Origin of the sequence: Pricia mediterranea (genome assembly GCF_032248455.1) — a bacterium.
In the GTDB taxonomy this organism is placed as follows: domain Bacteria; phylum Bacteroidota; class Bacteroidia; order Flavobacteriales; family Flavobacteriaceae; genus Pricia; species Pricia mediterranea.
On sequence record NZ_JAVTTP010000001.1, the window covers coordinates 3,437,712 to 3,454,426 of the forward strand.

Sequence of the window (16,715 nt, forward strand, 5' to 3'; positions counted from 1 at the left end):
TTCGGCAAACTTGTCCCATTGCTTGAAAGGGGCCGATAGGATGTTTTTTTAACCTTTAAAAACTTTAGGAAGTCCTAATGGTTCGTCCTTAAAATCCATCTCCTTCGGGGGGGGGTAGCCCGATTTGAGCAAATTCTTTAGTTTGAACAATTCCAATATCGGTTCGATATGTTTGACATCCTACTTGAGTACGACAAAGAATTGTTTCTGTTCCTGAACCATTTAGGAAACGAAGCTTGGGACCCGTTCTGGCTCTTAATGACCGATAAGACGGGTTTTGTCAACTTGGGGGTCTATGCGCTGTTATTGTTTTTATCCTATAAAACGTTGGGGATCAAGAAGACGGTGGTTGCTGTGGTGACCGTAGTGATAATGATTGCCGCGACCGATCAGTTGGCCAACCTTTTTAAGTACGGAGTGGAGCGACTCCGACCCTGTTATGATCAGGAGGTGGCGGAGGCCATGCGCCTGGTCAAAAGCCACTGTGGGGGCAAGTTCGGCTATTTTTCCGCTCATGCGGCCAACCATTTTGCGGTGGCGACTTTCTTCACTTTAATACTGAGGCATAAATTCCGTTACATCGGAATTTTCTTAATGGTCTGGGCGTTTCTGGTCGCCTATAGCCGTATCTATATCGGGGTACATTTTCCATTAGACGTGCTTTCCGGCGCGGTGATCGGCCTGATCATAAGTGCCTTTTTTGTAAAGTTCTTTACCTTTATGCTCGTTAAATCTCCCAAATGATTTCCAACGGCAGGTACTGGTTCTTTATAATCCTAATTGTACTGGTGTATATTGCCGGCACCTTCGTGACCTTGATGGAGAACGACTCCGCACAGTTCGCCGTTATGGCCATGCGGATGTACCAGGAAAACGATTTTATCAACCTTTTTAAAGGTTCCGAAGAATATCTTGACAAACCGCACATGCACTATTGGCTTGCCGCCCTGTCGTACAAGCTATTCGGACTCCACGATTGGGCCTACCGCATTCCCGGCATTTTAGTTACCCTGTTGGGCGCCTACAGTTGCTTCGGCTTGGGAAGGTTACTTTATAATCTCGATACGGGAAAATTGGCTGCCCTCGTCTTTATGACCTCGCAGACCATTATGTTGTCCGTTATCGATGTCCGTACCGATGCCGTGCTTACCGGCTTTACCATCTTCGCCATTTGGCAGCTGGTCACCTACATCGAAAATAGGTCTACCATCGCCATCATTCTGGGGGCTTTGGGCGCGGGACTTGCGTTCTCGACCAAGGGCCAGATTGCCCTTTTGGTCATCGGGATCGCGGTGCTGTGCCATCTGGCCTATACCCGCAAGTGGACCGCCTTGTTTCATTGGAAATTGCTGGTGGCGTTGCTCGTCTTTTCATTGGCCATTGCCCCGATGCTCTATGCCTATTATCTGCAGTTCGATATGCATCCTGAAAAGATCATACGTGGCAGGGGCGACCGCAGCGGTATCTTTTTTATTTTTTGGGAACAGAGTTTCGAACGGCTCAGCGGCGAGGGGATGGGAACGAATAGTGGGGATTACTTTTTCTTTTTCCATACTTTTTTATGGGTTTTTCTCCCTTGGACGGTTTTGGGCCTTGCCGCCTTTGCATCTCGGATACGGACGTTGTTCAGACTGAAATTCGCCTACGACACCAAATACGAATTTTTGACCCTGGGGACCATAACCTTGTTTTTTCTGATCGCCAGTTTTTCACAGTTCAAACTGCCCCATTACCTGAACATTATCATTCCCCTGTTCTCGGTGCTGACGGCTGCCTATATCAATGGGCTGTACGTAGCGAACCGTATGAAACCGTTGAAAGTTCTATTGGGCTTTCAGTACTTTATTTTGGGTATTGTTTTTGTGGCCACGCTGTTCATATGTTTCTTCGTGTTTCCTTTTGCGCATATTTACGCGTCCATTTTGCTGGTAGCGCTATTACTGATTATCACTTATTTTTGTTTGAAACGGGAAGCCTATTATCTTAGGATCATCACCCTTTCGGTTTATAGCTCCCTTTTATTGAATGCCGTTTTAAACCTGCATTTTTATCCCAATCTATTGACCTATCAGGCTGGTTCCGAGATGGGCGAGGTGGTCAGGGAAGAACAGATTCCAGTGGATAACATCTATAAGCTGGACGATTTCCATACCTGGTCCTTTGATTTTTACAACCAAAAACCGCTAGGCGTCTTTTCTTCCCAAAATTTGAAGCAAGAAGACAATGTTTGGCTATACGTCAGCGATGCCGAAATTCGGCAGCTCCGGGACCAAGGCTTCGATTGGGACCGCCAGTACACCAGGCCCCATTTCAGGATTACCCGCCTGAGCACTAAATTCCTCAACCCTGCCACCCGCAAAAGGACGCTGGACAATATGCATTTGATTCATATTTATTAGGAGAACTAAAGAGTAAGGAACAGAGACAAGAGATAAGGGACAAAGAAAAGAACTAAGGCTCTTAGTCGGGCCTGTGACCCGTGATTGCGAACTCTGATCAGCGATTTGAATTCAGGCGCTAGCCGTGCCCCTAGTTTCTAAAATTATGCTCATTTCAACCTTGTCTCCCGCCAACGACCAGTTCTCAACATCAGACACAAATTTTCAAGTTCAGATTCAGGTGCAAGCCTTGCCCAAGTTCCCAGAATTTCGTTCTTTTTAATCCGGTCGCCTGCAACGACCAGTTCTCGCCTCAAGCACAAATTTTCAAGTTCAAATCCAGGGGCTAGCTTTGTCCAAAGTTTCCCGATTTTCGTTTATTTTACGCCTAACGCCTAACGCCTAACGCCTAACGCCTAACGCCCAACGCCCAACGCCCAACGCCCAACGCCCAACGCCCAACGCCTAATGTCTAACGACTCCCAACTCCGGTTTCCGAAAGTGAAAATAAATTCCTAAAAACGAAACAAGGGCGGTAATCAAAAAAAAAGCCATGCTGATTCCGATGGAGGTATCCTGGTCCAGTCCCAACCAAAGGGCACCGTAGTAGAATGTGACCTCGCGACTGCCTATCCCTCCTATGGTCAGGGGCACCACCGAAACAATCGAGGATATCAAGAACACAAAAAGGTAGGCCGGTATTTGGTCCGATATGGACAAGGCGGATAGAATACAGTACAGACTAGCAAGCTGTAGGCCCTGTACCAGTGCCGAATACCCGACCGACTTCCAAAATATGGGAAACACATATCCGAAAAAGCGTTTGTTCAACCCCCAAAACACGAAAATTCCCACTACTATGGCCACTCCGAATACGATGCGATAGTCGCCCAACACCGAGTCGTCAAGCCCCATGGCCAACGTGCAGGCGAAGACAAAGAGCAACAACATTCCGCTTAATCGGTCGAGGAGCAGGACGGACACTACCTTTTTGGTACGCACCTCGAACTTTTTCCGGATCAGATAGCCTTTGTAGGCATCCCCCCCGATTCCCCCGGGCAGGAACAGATTGTAGAACATCCCGAGCAGGTAAAGCTTTAGGTTGCTATTTTGGGTCAACGGGATGCCGAGCTGATGAAAGTAGAGATTGAGCCGAAAGGCAGAAAGGACTTTTGAGCCTACGAAGAACAGCAGCGCCAGTCCCAAGAAGTTCGGCCGGGATTTTCGAAGGATACTCCAGACTTCCCCGAAATCGACCTTGGTGAACACAAAATAGACCAGAACCAGGCTGACGACGATTTTGAGCAGGGCTATGCCTTGTTTACGCCACTTCGCCACCGATGGATATTTTTTTGATGCGGTACGGTCTTTTTTGTTGCGATTCGTAGTAGGTGCGGATCAATAGCTCCATGACGATACCGATAGTAAACAGTTGAACCCCGGCCAAAATGAACATCAACCCAAAAATCAGCAAGGGACGGGTACCGATATCCTCCCCGAATCCGAATTTTACGATGAGCAGGTAGATATTGATCAGAATTCCGATGATGATCAAAAAGAATCCGAAAATACCGAAGAGGTGAATGGGCCTCTGGAAATACTTGCGGATAAAGAGCAGGAGCATCATGTCCGCCACGACCTTGAACACGCGCTCGAGTCCGTATTTCGACACCCCGGAATGTCGGGCATGGTGTTTGACGGGCACCTGCTTGATCTGGGCCCCTTCCAAATGGGCGAGAAGGGTGATAAAGCGGTGCATTTCCCCGTAGAGGTTTAGGTCTTTAGCTACTTCTCTCTTGAATACTTTTAGCGCGCAGCCATTGTCCTTGATATCCAGCCGGGTCACGCGTCGGACTAAAAAATTGGCGATTTTAGAGGGAATCTTTTTCCCGAGGGAGTCTTGCCGTTTTTGGCGGATTCCGGTAACGACGTCGTATTCATCGGTGACCGCAAATTCCAGCATTTTCGGGATATCGCTAGGGTCGTTCTGCAGGTCCCCGTCCATTGTAATGAGATACTCCCCTTCTGCATAATCGATTCCCGCGGCTAGGGCCAGGCTCTGTCCGTAGTTCTTTTTTAGGGCGATGAGGTGCACGCGGTTATCGTTCATTCCGTTGACGACCGAGCGGGTCGCATCTTCCGAAAAATCATCGACATAGACAATCTGGTATTCGTAACCTTTCAGCGCCTCATGGATCTGTTGTGTCAAGGGCAAAACGTTATCGGCCTCGTTATAAAGCGGGATGACTAGGGAGAGTAGGGAGGAGGTTACGGGATGCATGTGCTGGATATCGGTTTATGGCAAATTTAGCTTTTGTTTTTAAACCTACCTATCAATTGTTCGGCGGCTTGGAACGGCCAGAGGGTACCGGCCATCACTTGGGCTTCAAATTTCTTTATAACGGGTCGTACGGCCTCGCTCTGAAAAAATTCCGATTTTAGGCGTTCCCCGATCGTTTCGAAAAGCCAATTTCTGTTTTGCTGTTTGCGTTTTTCTTTGAAATGGCCCGTTTTCCTGGTTTGTTCGATGTAGGTTCGGATCATCTCCCATACCGCTTCGATACCGGTATTCTCGGTGGCGGAACAGGTCATCGTTTTCGGGGTCCATCCGTTTGGTTTGGGGGGATAGAGATGAAGTGCCTTTTTAAATTCCTTGGCGGCTGCCTCCGCCCTTTTGATATTATCTCCGTCCGCCTTATTGATCACTATCGCATCGGCCATTTCGACAATGCCCCTTTTAATGCCCTGCAGCTCATCGCCCGCGCCGGACAGTTTTAGCAATAGGAAAAAATCCACCATCCCGTGAACTGCCGTTTCGCTCTGCCCGACCCCTACGGTCTCTATAAGCACGATGTTATAGCCCGCTGCCTCGCAGAGGAGGGTGGACTCCCGGGTTTTGCGTGCCACCCCGCCCAGAAGTTCCCCTGAGGGCGAGGGCCGGATAAAGGCGCGCGGATTTTTTACCAGGGCTTCCATTCTGGTCTTGTCCCCCATAATACTGCCCTTGCTCTGGCTGCTGGTCGGGTCCACCGCCAATACTGCCACCCGGTTTCCCTGCTCGGTGAGAAGTCCCCCCAGCGTTTCGATAAACGTACTTTTCCCCACCCCGGGCACCCCGGTAATACCAATGCGGATACTCTCTTTTTTTTGGGATAGGCATTTTTGGAGGACGTTATTAGCTATTTGGTGATGGTCGTCCCGGTTGCTTTCGATTAAAGTTATGGCCTTGCCCAAAGCTGCGGTATCTCCTTTTAGGATGCCTTCCACCAAGTCGTCTGCTGAAGGGGAAGGCTGTTTTTTGCCTTGCCCTTTAGGTGTTCGCTTTCCCCGAATATGGTTGTCCGTTTCCAATTTTAGTTCATCTTAAAAAACCCACCTCCTCAGGGGGTGGTTAGCCCGATTTGAGCAATTTCTTTACTCTTTTATCGCTACTTTTCGAATGCCTTTTCCCACATCTTGCAGTTTAATCCCCAAGCGCCCGGCACTTCGCTGCGTGTGCCTGTGAATCAAAAATCACACTCAGCACCTCACATGTCGTACCTTCGACCCAGCTCCTTCAGCTACAAACTTTTCTCTTCGCACTTCGCACTTCACACTTGGCACCTAACAATTGGTGCCTCCCCAACTCCCCGGACTACAAACCTTTTCACCTCCACTTCAAACGACCGCCTCCGCAACGTACACCCGCATCAAACCACACCACCACCCCGCAAAGCATCACACCGCAGCCCCAATAATTTTTACTTAATACTAAGTACTAAGTACTCAATACCCATTATCCCACGCTCACAAATTACGGAATACTTTCTCCTTTTTGCCCACATCATCCTTTTCACATAATTTTAATAGTCGATTTTAGCTTTTTCAAGGGTACGGAACTATCTTCGGAAAGATTCCAAAAAACACTAAAAATTCTAAACGATGAAAACAATTTTTAAGACCAAAGCCACAAATACGGGTGGTAGGGACGGACATGTAAAAAGCAAGGACGGCGCTATCGATATGGATATCAAGATGCCGGACGCCGACGGTAAAACGGATGGAAAGTCCACCAACCCCGAGCAGCTTTTTGCCGCGGCTTACGCCACCTGTTTTGCCGGAGCCCTACAAGCGGTCGCAGGGGAGCACGGTGTAGAGGATCTGGGCGATTTCAAGGTCACGGCTACGGTAAACTTTAACAAGGATGAGGACGGGTTTTTTGTCGGGGTCACCTTGGATTGCCTGCTACCCACGGTGGATACAGAAACGGGTGAAAAATTGGTCAATGCCGCGCATGAAATTTGCCCTTATAGCAAGGCCACACGAGACAACATTACCGTAAAATTAAATCTGTTGGTAGAGGAGGTGTGATCAGCGCCTAGTTCGAAAAGCGCCCCTTCTAGTTCCAATAGCATCCCTCTAAAAGTCAACAGCCATCCATTCAATCGATAGGATGGCTTTTCTTATGGGTTTCGCATCTAAGCATCCAAAATTTTTTCCGCCTTTAGCTACCTTAGTGTTTCTTCCTTTCGTTTATGGTACAATTGCATAGCCTCCGTTTTGTTCACGGGAAATAACAATCGGACCAAGCTATAAATTCCGTGTACGTCTATCATCCCCCTCTCAATGCGCCTCTTCCTTTAAGTAGTCGGAAAAGTTCGCCTTAAATCGGTTTAACCTCGGGACGGAAACGTTCGTTATGTACGAGTTGTTGGGGTTCTTACGTTCGTAGTCTTGGTGATAGTCCTCCGCCTCGTAGAATTTACTCAAAGCGGTCACCTCCGTGGTAATAGGTTCCCCCTGATAAACCTTTTGTTCTTTCAGGGCCTTGATGTATCCCTCGATAATTTCCTTTTCGCGATCGTTTTGGTAGAATGCGATGGATCTATATTGTGGTCCTCGATCCGGCCCCTGCCGATTGAGGGTGGTCGGATCGTGCGAACCGAAGAAAACCTGAACCAACGCGGTAAAGGAGATGACCTCAGGATCGTAATATACCTTGACCGCTTCGGCGTGATCCGTGCGACCACCGGCCACCTGTTCGTAGGTGGGATTTGCCTGGGAGCCCCCGGCGTAGCCTGAAACGACTTCCTTGACTCCTTTTACACTTTCAAAAATAGCTTCTACACACCAGAAACAGCCGCTCGCGAAATAAGCGGTCTCTAACTTATCCAATTCCTGGGCGGTGGGATTTTGGATGTGATTGGCCGTGTCCTTTTCCGAAGAAGCGGCTTTGTTTTTTTTGGGACTGGATTGGCAGGAATAGGTCAGCGCCAAAGCAAGAACTAATATCGTATTTCCGAATATTTTCATAGCTGCGTTTTTGTTTTAATGTACGAAAAATTTCTGGGAAGGTTCAAAAAAAAAGACTGTCCGAAATTTTCCGGACAGTCTTGCCAAAATTTAAAAGGATGCTTATCTGTTCAGCAAATCCTAAATTACATATCACCGACAGTTCCGGTACCGAATACCTCGATGCCCGAGATCTTCGGTTTGTTGACACTGGCCTCAAAGGTAATGTTCAGTACGCCGTCGGTCACTTCGATATCGTACATTCTTGAACTGGCCGTAGCAGGATTTACGTCCTTTACGAGGTCGTAACCCGCAAATATCTGAGTGTCTTCCATGCTGACGTTGAAGATACGTTTTCCAATGTCACCTTCAAACCCTTCTGGGTTTTCAAGACCCCAGTAAATCTCGGCAAAATACAGCTTGACGGTATAGGTGCCGTTGGTCACGGGAATGTTATACGAGAACGGGCCTCTAATGCTGGTTCCGTCCTTCGTAATCCGCTCCGTCAGGTAAAGCGAGTCACTTTCGGTACCGGCTATGTCGGTCACGTTCGGGTTCGTATAGGCTACGGTGTTCTCCGTATCGAAATACTGGTCCGCCAAGAAAACCTTCCCGTCCAAGGTAACTTCCGGTCCTCCGCTATTAATTCGGATTAAGGAAGGACCTTGTATCTCTGCTTCGGGAGTTTGCTGAACCCCTTCAATCGCCGGGTTGGCATCCTCGGGGTTGAAAGTGATGTCCGTGGTGCTGGTAATCGCAACTCCGTCCAAAGCTCCTGAAATCGTTACGTTCTCCTGCACGCTATTCTCGAAAATTGCGGTATATGTACCATCCTCGTTATCAACAACGCCCGCATCGGTAAGGGTCGCTGACCCGGTAGCGGTCAAGGTGACGGTTCCACCGGAAACAGCTAAAAGAATGCCATCGGCATCGGCGAGCTGTACGGTCACTTCGGCTGTTGATACCCCATTTTCGTTTGTCGGGGCGGTAGACGTTAAAGTCGTATTTTCATTGGTCGGGTCCGGATCACCGGCTACGATCGCAGCGGCCTCGAAGACAATCTCTGCCTTGTCCGTGATAGCCTTTCCGTCCAATGCCCCTGAAATAGTAACGGTTTCGGCAACGGTATTGGTGACCGTTGCGGAGTAGCTGCCATTTTTATTGTCGGTCACATCCGATACATTGGCCGAACCTGTGGCGGTCAAGACTACCTTCCCGGCACTGTTGGCAATGGGTTTCCCGTCGGTGTCGGCAATTTTTACGGTCACTTTCGAGGTTGCGGTGCCGTCGGCAGTTACTGGCGATTCGGCGGTAATCGTGGTGTTCGGATTCGCAGGGTCCGGCGTAGCAACTACCACCGGAGGTTCGTCGCCCCCGTCATCGCTACTGCATGCGGCGGGTAGCATCGCAAATGAGGCGATCAACGATGCAAACAGAAAATACCTTTTAAAAAATTTGAGCTTCATAATCTGTACATTTATAATTAATAATTCAATTTACATTTATCCGAAATTACGGGTCAAAACTATTCAAAAGACTTGCTACTATCAATTTTTATGTCATTTTATCGATGAAATGACGATCTTTACGATAAGGGTATCGACATCTATTTGTAAGAAAAGTTTTAACTCTAAGAAAGCGCAAGGTATAGAACCGGATGGAATAAACCGAGTTCTTTTCGTCTGATTTTTGTCTGTTTTGGTGTTTTCTTCCCCATAAAAATCATTTTTTCGGGAAACATGAGTTTCGCCCCCGCCGTGTCGATGAATTGACCTACCATAAACCGGAATAGTAACAGTCGAGTCCTCTTTTACCCTACTTTACCCTGCGGTTCATCCGGTTTTTAACGCTTTATCGAAAATTTATACCCTTCACCGAAAATTACCTAGTAAAAATTCATAGGTGGCGTTAGTAAGATGTAATCGGTTTTAAAATTGTGGACTATGAGATGCATCTTGACTTTGGTAACCTTAACGGTATTTAGTTTTAACGTAACCGCCATGGTCGACCCGGCACAAGAGAACAATCGCAACAACCAAACCGATGAACGAATCTTCAAACGGCCCGTTGTGTCCACTTCATTTGATAGAATTTCGCCTACCGCAAGTACCGGAACCACCATCCTTTATAAAATGAGGGATAATATTATCCGCCGGGAGCTTTCTTTTACCTTAGGAAAAAAATGGATGAAATGGGCGTAAACGATGAACGCCCTAGATGTAGCATTCGCTTTTAGGATGGCTTTTTATTACTGTAATAATACCCTTTCTTCTTGAATGACGTCCTTTAAAACCTCCCAAACATTGTCCCTTACTATTTTTTGTCCCGCTGCAGTAGGGTGGATGCCATCGTCTTGATTGAGATCGGGACGCCCGGCTACCCCTTCCAATAAAAACGGAATTAACGGGATGTCGTTCTTTTTTGCCAGCTCGGGAAAAATCTGTCGAAAATCATCGGTATATTGTTGACCCATGTTCGGAGGGATCTGCATACCCGCCAGTATAATCTCCGTATCGGGATTTTTGAGTCGTACTTTATCGATGATGGCCTGCAGGTTGTTTCTGGTTTCCGTAATGGGAATACCGCGGAGCCCGTCGTTAGCCCCCAGCTCCAAAACAAAAATATCCACATCTTGGTTCAGTACCCAATCCAACCGGTTGAGTCCCCCCGAAGTGGTTTCCCCGCTCAGGCCGGAATTGATGGCGACGTAGTTTAGGCCCAGGGAATCCAACCGGTTCTGTATCAAGGCCGGAAACGCTTCTTCGGTATCGAGCCCATACCCCGCCGTGAGGCTATTGCCATAGAAAAGAATGGTTTTTTCTTCTGATGTTATAGCGGCCCTAGTGACGGCGTCGGGGGTTCGGGCGGGTTTCGGTTCAGTATTCTTTTTCGGGCCTTCCCCGCAGGAGAAGATCAAGAGCACAATTAAAATATAACGAAACTTTAAGATGTTCTGCATAGTTGTAAGGTCTTAGAATAGGAATCATTTGCCTATTTTTCCGTCTCCGTAAACCTAACAACCGGCGGGCACAAAAAAATCACGCAATTTTATGGCAAAGATATTAAACGTTAGCCATCTGACGAAGCGCTATATTAGTGGAACTAAAGAGCTGACGGTGCTAAATGATATTACCTTCGATATCGAAGAGGGGGAAACATTCGCTATTGTAGGCCCTTCCGGTAGCGGAAAGACTACGTTATTGGGACTCTGTGCCGGTCTTGACCGACCGGATGCCGGATCGGTAGAGCTCTGCGGTACGGACCTGGCATCATTGAACGAAGACGAGCGCGCTGCGTTGCGCAACCGGGAGGTCGGCTTTATTTTTCAGAACTTTCAGCTGCTACCCACGCTGACCGCCCTTGAAAACGTAATCGTGCCCTTGGAATTACAGGGTTTTAAAAGTCCCACCCGGTCCGGACAGGACTTGCTGGACAAGGTAGGACTGGCGGACCGGTTCCATCATTACCCCTCCCAGCTTTCGGGGGGCGAACAGCAACGGGTGGCCTTGGCCAGGGCATTTTCAAGTAACCCTTCCATATTATTCGCCGATGAGCCTACGGGGAATCTCGACGAGGAGACCGGCGAAAAGGTGGTGAAACTGCTGTTCGAACTGAACCAGGAGGCCGGTACCACCTTGGTCATTGTTTCCCACGACCTTGAACTGGCCCGGAGAAACCAGCGCATTCTCCGGTTGAAGGGCGGAAAAGTAATCGCTAACGAAAGTACGGTACCGCTGTGAAAAACGACAAGGGCAATCCGACCAAGACCAATTTTAATTGGCTGCTCAAAATGGCGTGGCGTGACGGCAAGGCCAGTGGAACACGTCTGCTACTGTTCATGGCCTCGATCATTCTGGGCATCGCCGCGGTGGTCTCCATCCAATCCTTCAGTGAAAATTTAAAGGACAATATCGCCCTTCAGTCAAAAGCCTTGATGGGGGCGGATTTTATCATCGACAGCAGGCAACCTCCCAATGAAAGGGTACTGCAGATTATCGATTCGCTGGGCGGTGCGGATGCCAAGAGCGTCGGATTTCCATCCATGGCGGTCTTCCCCAAGACCCGAAATACCAAATTGGTCAACGTGAAGGGCATCGAAGGCGGTTTTCCTTTTTACGGGGAGCTTGAAACCGACCCGGTAACGGCAGCTACCGATTATCAACAGGCGGGAGAAGTCCTGGTCGATGCGACCCTGATGATGCAATTCGGACTCAGGCCGGGGGATTCCGTCTCGATCGGGGAAATAACCCTGCCTATTGCCGGCCGTTTGGTTTCCGCCCCGGGAAGCACGGGCGTATCGGCCTCGGTCGCGCCGCCTGTACTGATTCCCTACCGCTTTATCGAGGCAACGGGACTTATACAGACCGGAAGCCGGATTCGATACGACTTTTATTTTGTGGCGGGACCGGGACAGGACCTAGAGGCGCTGGACGAAAAGGTAGATCCGTTGCTCGATGCCCAAAATGCGGACCTCGATACGCATACTTCTACCGGTGAGCGCTTGGGCCGCCGTTACGAAAACTTTGGCAAATTCCTGAACCTCGTCGCCTTTATTGCCCTTTTGTTGGGCTGTGTGGGTATCGCCAGTTCCGTACATATCTATATTAAGGAGAAACTGCAGTCCGTCGCCGTACTCAAATGCATCGGGGCCAGCCGCAAACAAAGTTTCTTGATCTACCTGATCCAGATTGCCGGCATGGGCCTGATCGGTGGCCTTATCGGTACCGGGGTCGGATTGCTCGTGCAACAATCCTTTCCCTTATTGCTTCAGGGCTTTTTGCCTTTTGAGGTCCAAATTACCTTGACCGTGGCCCCGATCATCATGGGGCTGTTACTCGGAGTGTTCATGTCGGTACTGTTCGCCCTCTCGCCCCTGTTGAGCACTTGGTACGTATCGCCGCTGCAGGTCTTGCGTATCCAGGAAAACGTACCCCGAAAGTCGAGGAGGGCCAATGTATTGATAATGTCCGCCATCCTCCTGTTCGTATTTCTATTTTCGTATTGGTTGGTCGACAGTTGGAAGTACGCGCTATCGTTCGCAGCAGGCATATTGGTGGTCTTTATGCTGTTGGGCGGGGTTGCCGATCTCTTTATGAAAGGGATAAAAAAATACTTCCCGACTTCGTGGGGCTTTACCGCCCGACAAAGTCTACTGAATCTTTTTCGGCCCAACAATCAGACCTTGGTCCTGATCCTGGCCATCGGGGTAGGTACGTTTCTCATCAGTACGCTGTATTTCTCCAAGGATATCCTACTGGCAAAAACGACCTTGGAAGCCAATGACGAAGCCCCCAACCTGATTTTGTTGGATGTGCAGACCGAACAACAGGAAGCCGCAGTTGCCCGCATTACCGAAAAGGGATTGCCCCTGCTGAACAACATTCCGATCGTTACCATGCGGATGCATAAAATAAAGGACCGTACGGTAAACGAGATTCGATCGGATACCACTTCGACCATTAACGGATGGATATTGAACCACGAGTTTCGGGTCACCTACCGCGATTCGCTGATTGATTCCGAAAGCTTGGAAGCGGGAAATTGGCCTGTGGAATCCCAGGGGGAAGGCGTCGTGCCGGTATCCCTCTCCGATAACGTGGCGCGTGACGCCGGGGTCGAAGTAGGGGATAGGCTTGTTTTCAACGTACAGGGCATGTTAATGGAAACCGAAGTGGCCAGTATCCGCGAGGTGGACTGGGGGCGGATGCAATTGAATTTCTCCGTACTCTTTCCGAGCGGTGTGCTGGAAGATGCCCCTCAATTCCGGGTTTTGACCACCTATACACCCAATGAAAGCACATCGGCCGGCCTGCAGCGGGAATTGGTACAGGAATTCCCGACCGTGTCCATTTTAGATTTACGGCAACTGTTATCTGTTGTCGATGACATTCTGGATAAAATTTCGTGGGTCATCAACTTTATGGCCTTCTTCAGCATCCTGACCGGAATCATCGTGTTGATCGGTTCGGTACGCACCAGCAAGTATCAACGTATTAAGGAGAGTGTACTGCTTAGGACCTTAGGGGCGAAAAGTGGACAAATCCTAAAGATTACCGCGTTGGAATATGGTTATCTAGGCATCTTGGGAAGCACTACAGGTGTGTTACTCTCCCTGATCGGGAGCCAGTTATTGGCCCTCTTCGTTTTTGAAACTGCCTTTGTGCCTTCGTGGGTGCCTTTATTGATCGTGCTTCCCGGTATTACGATGCTCGTGCTCGCCATCGGGCTGCTCAACAGCCGTGGAGTGCTGAACAGTCCACCTTTGGAAGTACTGCGAAAGGAAGGGGTATAGAAACTACTATCCCCAAAATCTCAATCCCTCTTGATCAAGCCGACCCCCGAAAAAAAGAAAATAGCGCCCAAAACCCCGTAAACGATCAGCATCTTGGTCGTACCGGAATCATTGGAAAAGAGGATTGCTGTGTAAATAAGACCGCCGATGCCAAGAACGGTGAGAATAGTGCCGAAAATTTTCTTTAAATCCATGGCGCCAAAAATAAGAAAAATCCCAATATCCCCCGACAAAATGCACGCTGTTTCGGTAACAGGTATTTCGACCTGAATCCGTTCAACGGCACTTTTAGACCCTTGGGCGGAAGTGCTGTCGATTAACGAAAATCAAGTGTTCTTCAGCGACTTACACCCCTGTCAAACAACATGTACCGCGTTCTATTTATATAAAAACGCAAGTCATGAAAACCATCGCTACTTTAATTATCGCTCTTTTTTTCGGAATTACCGCCCAAGCCAATACAGCCTCTAAAACAGTTAAAGTCGAAACTTTAGAAACCTCAGTTGTTAGCGAAATCAACATTGAAGAAAATGTTACGGAATTAACTAGCGAAATCGCCCGCTTGTACAAGCGAAGTAATACGCGGGTCAAAAAAGAACTTGGTTTTTACACCAAAGCGAACCGGGCCAAGATGGCGTAAAAAGATTACCGAGCACAGTTGGTTCCCCATTGAACTACTTAAAGTGAAATACTCAAATTATTTTAAGCTTCTACCTTTCAAAAAAAGCTTTTAGGCTTCCTTAGCCTTACCATCACAACAATACCACCGCGCTCACCACAACGCCAGGTACTTTCTCTAACACACATCCAACTCTTGCACCAAAAGGCCATCGGCACTTTCCACGCCGACCGCTTGCTCCACCGAGTCATTTTTTCCCTCTGACACTGACCCCTCTTTACACCGATATGATTTTCCCATTCAAATTTTTGGCGTCCCTTCAGTTGCCCGGGCTTTAGCTTGGGTCGATAACGAACAGTAGCCAACCGCTTTTCGGAACAAACATCCGTCTAAAGACATATTCCGTCGATGACCGGGGCAAATTGTACAATGCGTTAATCGAATATTTTTACCGCTGGACGTCGTTTTTCCCCTTAATCGAAAAACATTGGTTTTCAGCGGGTAATCTCAAATTTCCAAGTTATTCCCCGTTATATTTATAGTATCTAAACGCAACGCCATGAAATCTTTTCTAACCTTGATTCTAGTGCTAACCTTCGGAGCCTCGACTCAGGCAAATACGCAAACCTATGTTAAAACTAACAGTATTGAAATGGGTTTTGTTTTGGATAATAGCGCTGACCATGCTGAATGTCCTTCGAAAATTGTGGTTAGCTCCGAAAGTGGGGTAGCCCGTTTGTATAAGTTTCAAAACGCCCGAGTAAAAAAAGCCCTTTCCTTCACTGCGAGACCTTCTAAGCAGCATTGGGCATGATTTTAAAATCGTAAATACTACAAAACTGAAATCCTCGTCAGGCTACGATCTCATAGAACTATGGTTTCGTACCATTTTGAACGTAATGGTATAATGGGTGCCGTCTCTGGTAAAATCACGGATAATGGTTCCCTGTAGCTGACGAACGAGGTTATGGATCAATTTTAGGCCCAAGGATTTTGAATTTTTGTGGGTAACCGATTCGGAAAAACCAATACCATTATCTCCGATATACAAGATATATTCATCGGAATCGCCCTTCTGTAAATGAATGTAGATTTTCTTTTTGCTCCTCTCCTGTATGCCGAATTTAAGGGAATTGGTTATGCTCTCATTGATCAAAAGGCCAAGGGGAATGGCCGTGTCTATGTTCAGTTGTACCTCGGGGATATCGATTTCTAGGGTGATATCGTTTTTCGTATCCTTTACGGATTGTATCAAATGTTCTGCTAGTTCTTGAACATAGCTACGAAAATCAATGTTCGTAAGGTCTTGGCGCATGTATAGTTTTTTGTGTACCATGGCCATTGAAATGACCCGGTTCTGGCTGCTTTTTAAAAATCGCTGAACCTCTTGGTCCCCACTATTGCGCGATTGTAGGCTCAACAGGCTTGAAATGGTCTGTAGGTTATTTTTGACTCGGTGATGTACCTCTTTGATCAAGGTTCTCTTTTCGTTGATTTTTTCCTCAAGTTTACTTTTGGTCTTGTATAGATCGTTGTGGGCGTGCAACAAGTTCTTCCCAAAAACGCCCCCGAGGAGATAAATTGAAAAAAGTACGCTGATCAGTGCGAATACGTTTCTTGATTTTTCTGGTATCACATTAACACCAAAATTAAAATCGGCGATACTTTGCAAATAAATTATAAGAATGATCAGCAGGCTGAGGTTGAGGTAAAGATTTCCGTAGGCTCGGGTAGTTACATAGCCAGCTACTATGACTAAAACCAAAACGAAAATAAAGGGACTGTTGATGCCTCCACTGTACAATGTTATAATACAGGCTCCGGTCAAGGTCATTATCGATACGATATTGTAGGTTAGGGCGAGACTGCGGTGGTAGTTATAGATTAAGACGTTGATGAGGTTCAAAATGCCGAACGTGAGGAATACGTATGGAATGACGTGCTTAATATTCAATACGTAGAAACAAATTCCGGAAAATAGAAAGGAAAAAAGCGAACTGATGTAATGGATCTTTATTACCAGACGTGCCTTCTCCCGAAGACTTTCTTCCAGATGTAGATTCTTGGGCATAATGTTTTTTTTTGGTTCAAGAATACTATTAAAATGGTTTGCACTTTTAAAAATGTACCCAAAGCCACCTGAATACCTCTATTC

General features: G+C 47.6%; 16 protein-coding genes. 8 read left to right on the forward strand and 8 right to left on the reverse strand.

From position 1 onward, the window contains the following. Positions 1 to 168 precede the first annotated feature (168 nt). Together RQM65_RS14180 and RQM65_RS14185 are read left to right on the forward strand one after the other, a co-directional pair. Positions 169 to 744 carry a phosphatase PAP2 family protein gene (locus RQM65_RS14180; RefSeq protein WP_314016022.1) on the forward strand — a complete coding sequence of 192 codons (576 nt, stop codon included), beginning with the start codon at positions 169 to 171 and terminating at the stop codon, positions 742 to 744. Further along, positions 741 to 2,399, forward strand: a complete 1,659-nt coding sequence (locus RQM65_RS14185) for an ArnT family glycosyltransferase (protein WP_314016024.1) — start codon at positions 741 to 743, stop codon at positions 2,397 to 2,399. The genes RQM65_RS14180 and RQM65_RS14185 overlap by 4 nt, the downstream gene beginning before the upstream one ends. Before the next feature lie 444 nt (positions 2,400 to 2,843). On the opposite strand, the gene RQM65_RS14190 is transcribed toward RQM65_RS14185, so the two are convergent. Genes RQM65_RS14190 through meaB form a run of 3 tightly spaced genes read right to left on the reverse strand, consistent with a single transcriptional unit; the run spans position 2,844 to position 5,729 of the window. Further along, entirely contained in the window at positions 2,844 to 3,716 is an 873-nt protein-coding gene (locus RQM65_RS14190; protein ID WP_314016026.1) for a lysylphosphatidylglycerol synthase transmembrane domain-containing protein, read from the reverse strand. Continuing rightward, positions 3,700 to 4,659, reverse strand: a complete 960-nt coding sequence (locus RQM65_RS14195) for a glycosyltransferase family 2 protein (protein ID WP_314016027.1) — start codon at positions 4,657 to 4,659, stop codon at positions 3,700 to 3,702. Before RQM65_RS14195 ends, RQM65_RS14190 begins: the two co-directional genes overlap by 17 nt. Positions 4,660 to 4,685: 26 nt before the next feature. Further along, complete coding sequence (gene meaB / locus RQM65_RS14200) at positions 4,686 to 5,729, reverse strand: methylmalonyl Co-A mutase-associated GTPase MeaB (RefSeq protein ID WP_314016029.1); 1,044 nt, start codon at positions 5,727 to 5,729, stop codon at positions 4,686 to 4,688. A 570-nt stretch (positions 5,730 to 6,299) separates the two neighbouring features. Here meaB and RQM65_RS14205 point away from each other — a divergent pair. Further along, on the forward strand, positions 6,300 to 6,728 hold the full coding sequence (locus tag RQM65_RS14205) for an organic hydroperoxide resistance protein (RefSeq protein WP_314016031.1): 429 nt from the start codon (positions 6,300 to 6,302) through the stop codon (positions 6,726 to 6,728). Between the two features lie 252 nt (positions 6,729 to 6,980). On the opposite strand, the gene msrA is transcribed toward RQM65_RS14205, so the two are convergent. Continuing rightward, complete coding sequence (msrA, locus tag RQM65_RS14210) at positions 6,981 to 7,670, reverse strand: peptide-methionine (S)-S-oxide reductase MsrA (protein WP_314016032.1); 690 nt, start codon at positions 7,668 to 7,670, stop codon at positions 6,981 to 6,983. 125 nt (positions 7,671 to 7,795) lie between these two features. Beyond that, positions 7,796 to 9,115 carry an invasin domain 3-containing protein gene (locus RQM65_RS14215; protein WP_314016034.1) on the reverse strand — a complete coding sequence of 440 codons (1,320 nt, stop codon included), beginning with the start codon at positions 9,113 to 9,115 and terminating at the stop codon, positions 7,796 to 7,798. Between the two features lie 477 nt (positions 9,116 to 9,592). Here RQM65_RS14215 and RQM65_RS14220 point away from each other — a divergent pair, with 477 nt between their 5' ends. After that, positions 9,593 to 9,850, forward strand: coding sequence for a hypothetical protein (locus RQM65_RS14220; protein WP_314016036.1), 258 nt, complete (start codon positions 9,593 to 9,595; stop codon positions 9,848 to 9,850). A gap of 47 nt (positions 9,851 to 9,897) precedes the next feature. Here RQM65_RS14220 and RQM65_RS14225 read toward each other — a convergent pair whose 3' ends face one another. Beyond that, on the reverse strand, positions 9,898 to 10,608 hold the full coding sequence (locus RQM65_RS14225) for an arylesterase (protein WP_314016038.1): 711 nt from the start codon (positions 10,606 to 10,608) through the stop codon (positions 9,898 to 9,900). Positions 10,609 to 10,699: 91 nt separating this feature from the next. On the opposite strand from RQM65_RS14225, the gene RQM65_RS14230 reads away from it, so the two are divergent. Together RQM65_RS14230 and RQM65_RS14235 are read left to right on the forward strand one after the other, a co-directional pair. Then, positions 10,700 to 11,389, forward strand: coding sequence for an ABC transporter ATP-binding protein (locus RQM65_RS14230; RefSeq protein WP_314016040.1), 690 nt, complete (start codon positions 10,700 to 10,702; stop codon positions 11,387 to 11,389). Between the two features lie 50 nt (positions 11,390 to 11,439). Then, complete coding sequence (locus tag RQM65_RS14235; RefSeq protein WP_314016836.1) at positions 11,440 to 13,941, forward strand: ABC transporter permease; 2,502 nt, start codon at positions 11,440 to 11,442, stop codon at positions 13,939 to 13,941. A gap of 20 nt (positions 13,942 to 13,961) precedes the next feature. Here the strand turns inward: RQM65_RS14235 and RQM65_RS14240 are convergent, their stop codons facing one another. After that, entirely contained in the window at positions 13,962 to 14,135 is a 174-nt protein-coding gene (locus tag RQM65_RS14240; protein WP_314016041.1) for a hypothetical protein, read from the reverse strand. A gap of 206 nt (positions 14,136 to 14,341) precedes the next feature. On the opposite strand from RQM65_RS14240, the gene RQM65_RS14245 reads away from it, so the two are divergent. Both RQM65_RS14245 and RQM65_RS14250 read left to right on the forward strand, forming a co-directional pair. Then, a complete protein-coding gene (locus tag RQM65_RS14245; RefSeq protein ID WP_314016043.1) occupies positions 14,342 to 14,581 on the forward strand; it encodes a hypothetical protein in 240 nt (79 codons plus the stop codon). Positions 14,582 to 15,119: 538 nt separating this feature from the next. Continuing rightward, positions 15,120 to 15,374 carry a hypothetical protein gene (locus tag RQM65_RS14250; RefSeq protein WP_314016045.1) on the forward strand — a complete coding sequence of 85 codons (255 nt, stop codon included), beginning with the start codon at positions 15,120 to 15,122 and terminating at the stop codon, positions 15,372 to 15,374. Positions 15,375 to 15,416: 42 nt separating this feature from the next. On the opposite strand, the gene RQM65_RS14255 is transcribed toward RQM65_RS14250, so the two are convergent. Then, entirely contained in the window at positions 15,417 to 16,631 is a 1,215-nt protein-coding gene (locus RQM65_RS14255) for a sensor histidine kinase (RefSeq protein ID WP_314016047.1), read from the reverse strand. Between the last annotated feature and the right edge of the window lie 84 nt (positions 16,632 to 16,715).

Bases quoted from the DNA above. Each gene is read 5' to 3' on its own strand.
- RQM65_RS14205 (WP_314016031.1), top strand. From the start codon at position 6,300: ATGAAAACAATTTTTAAGACCAAAGCCACAAATACGGGTGGTAGGGAC.
- msrA (WP_314016032.1), bottom strand. From the start codon at position 7,670: ATGAAAATATTCGGAAATACGATATTAGTTCTTGCTTTGGCGCTGACC.
- RQM65_RS14240 (WP_314016041.1), bottom strand. From the start codon at position 14,135: ATGGATTTAAAGAAAATTTTCGGCACTATTCTCACCGTTCTTGGCATC.
- RQM65_RS14215 (WP_314016034.1), bottom strand. From the start codon at position 9,115: ATGAAGCTCAAATTTTTTAAAAGGTATTTTCTGTTTGCATCGTTGATC.
- RQM65_RS14195 (WP_314016027.1), bottom strand. From the start codon at position 4,659: ATGCATCCCGTAACCTCCTCCCTACTCTCCCTAGTCATCCCGCTTTAT.
- RQM65_RS14245 (WP_314016043.1), top strand. From the start codon at position 14,342: ATGAAAACCATCGCTACTTTAATTATCGCTCTTTTTTTCGGAATTACC.
- RQM65_RS14250 (WP_314016045.1), top strand. From the start codon at position 15,120: ATGAAATCTTTTCTAACCTTGATTCTAGTGCTAACCTTCGGAGCCTCG.
- RQM65_RS14255 (WP_314016047.1), bottom strand. From the start codon at position 16,631: ATGCCCAAGAATCTACATCTGGAAGAAAGTCTTCGGGAGAAGGCACGT.
- RQM65_RS14180 (WP_314016022.1), top strand. From the start codon at position 169: ATGTTTGACATCCTACTTGAGTACGACAAAGAATTGTTTCTGTTCCTG.
- RQM65_RS14230 (WP_314016040.1), top strand. From the start codon at position 10,700: ATGGCAAAGATATTAAACGTTAGCCATCTGACGAAGCGCTATATTAGT.
- RQM65_RS14220 (WP_314016036.1), top strand. From the start codon at position 9,593: ATGAGATGCATCTTGACTTTGGTAACCTTAACGGTATTTAGTTTTAAC.
- RQM65_RS14225 (WP_314016038.1), bottom strand. From the start codon at position 10,608: ATGCAGAACATCTTAAAGTTTCGTTATATTTTAATTGTGCTCTTGATC.
- RQM65_RS14235 (WP_314016836.1), top strand. From the start codon at position 11,440: ATGGCGTGGCGTGACGGCAAGGCCAGTGGAACACGTCTGCTACTGTTC.
- RQM65_RS14185 (WP_314016024.1), top strand. From the start codon at position 741: ATGATTTCCAACGGCAGGTACTGGTTCTTTATAATCCTAATTGTACTG.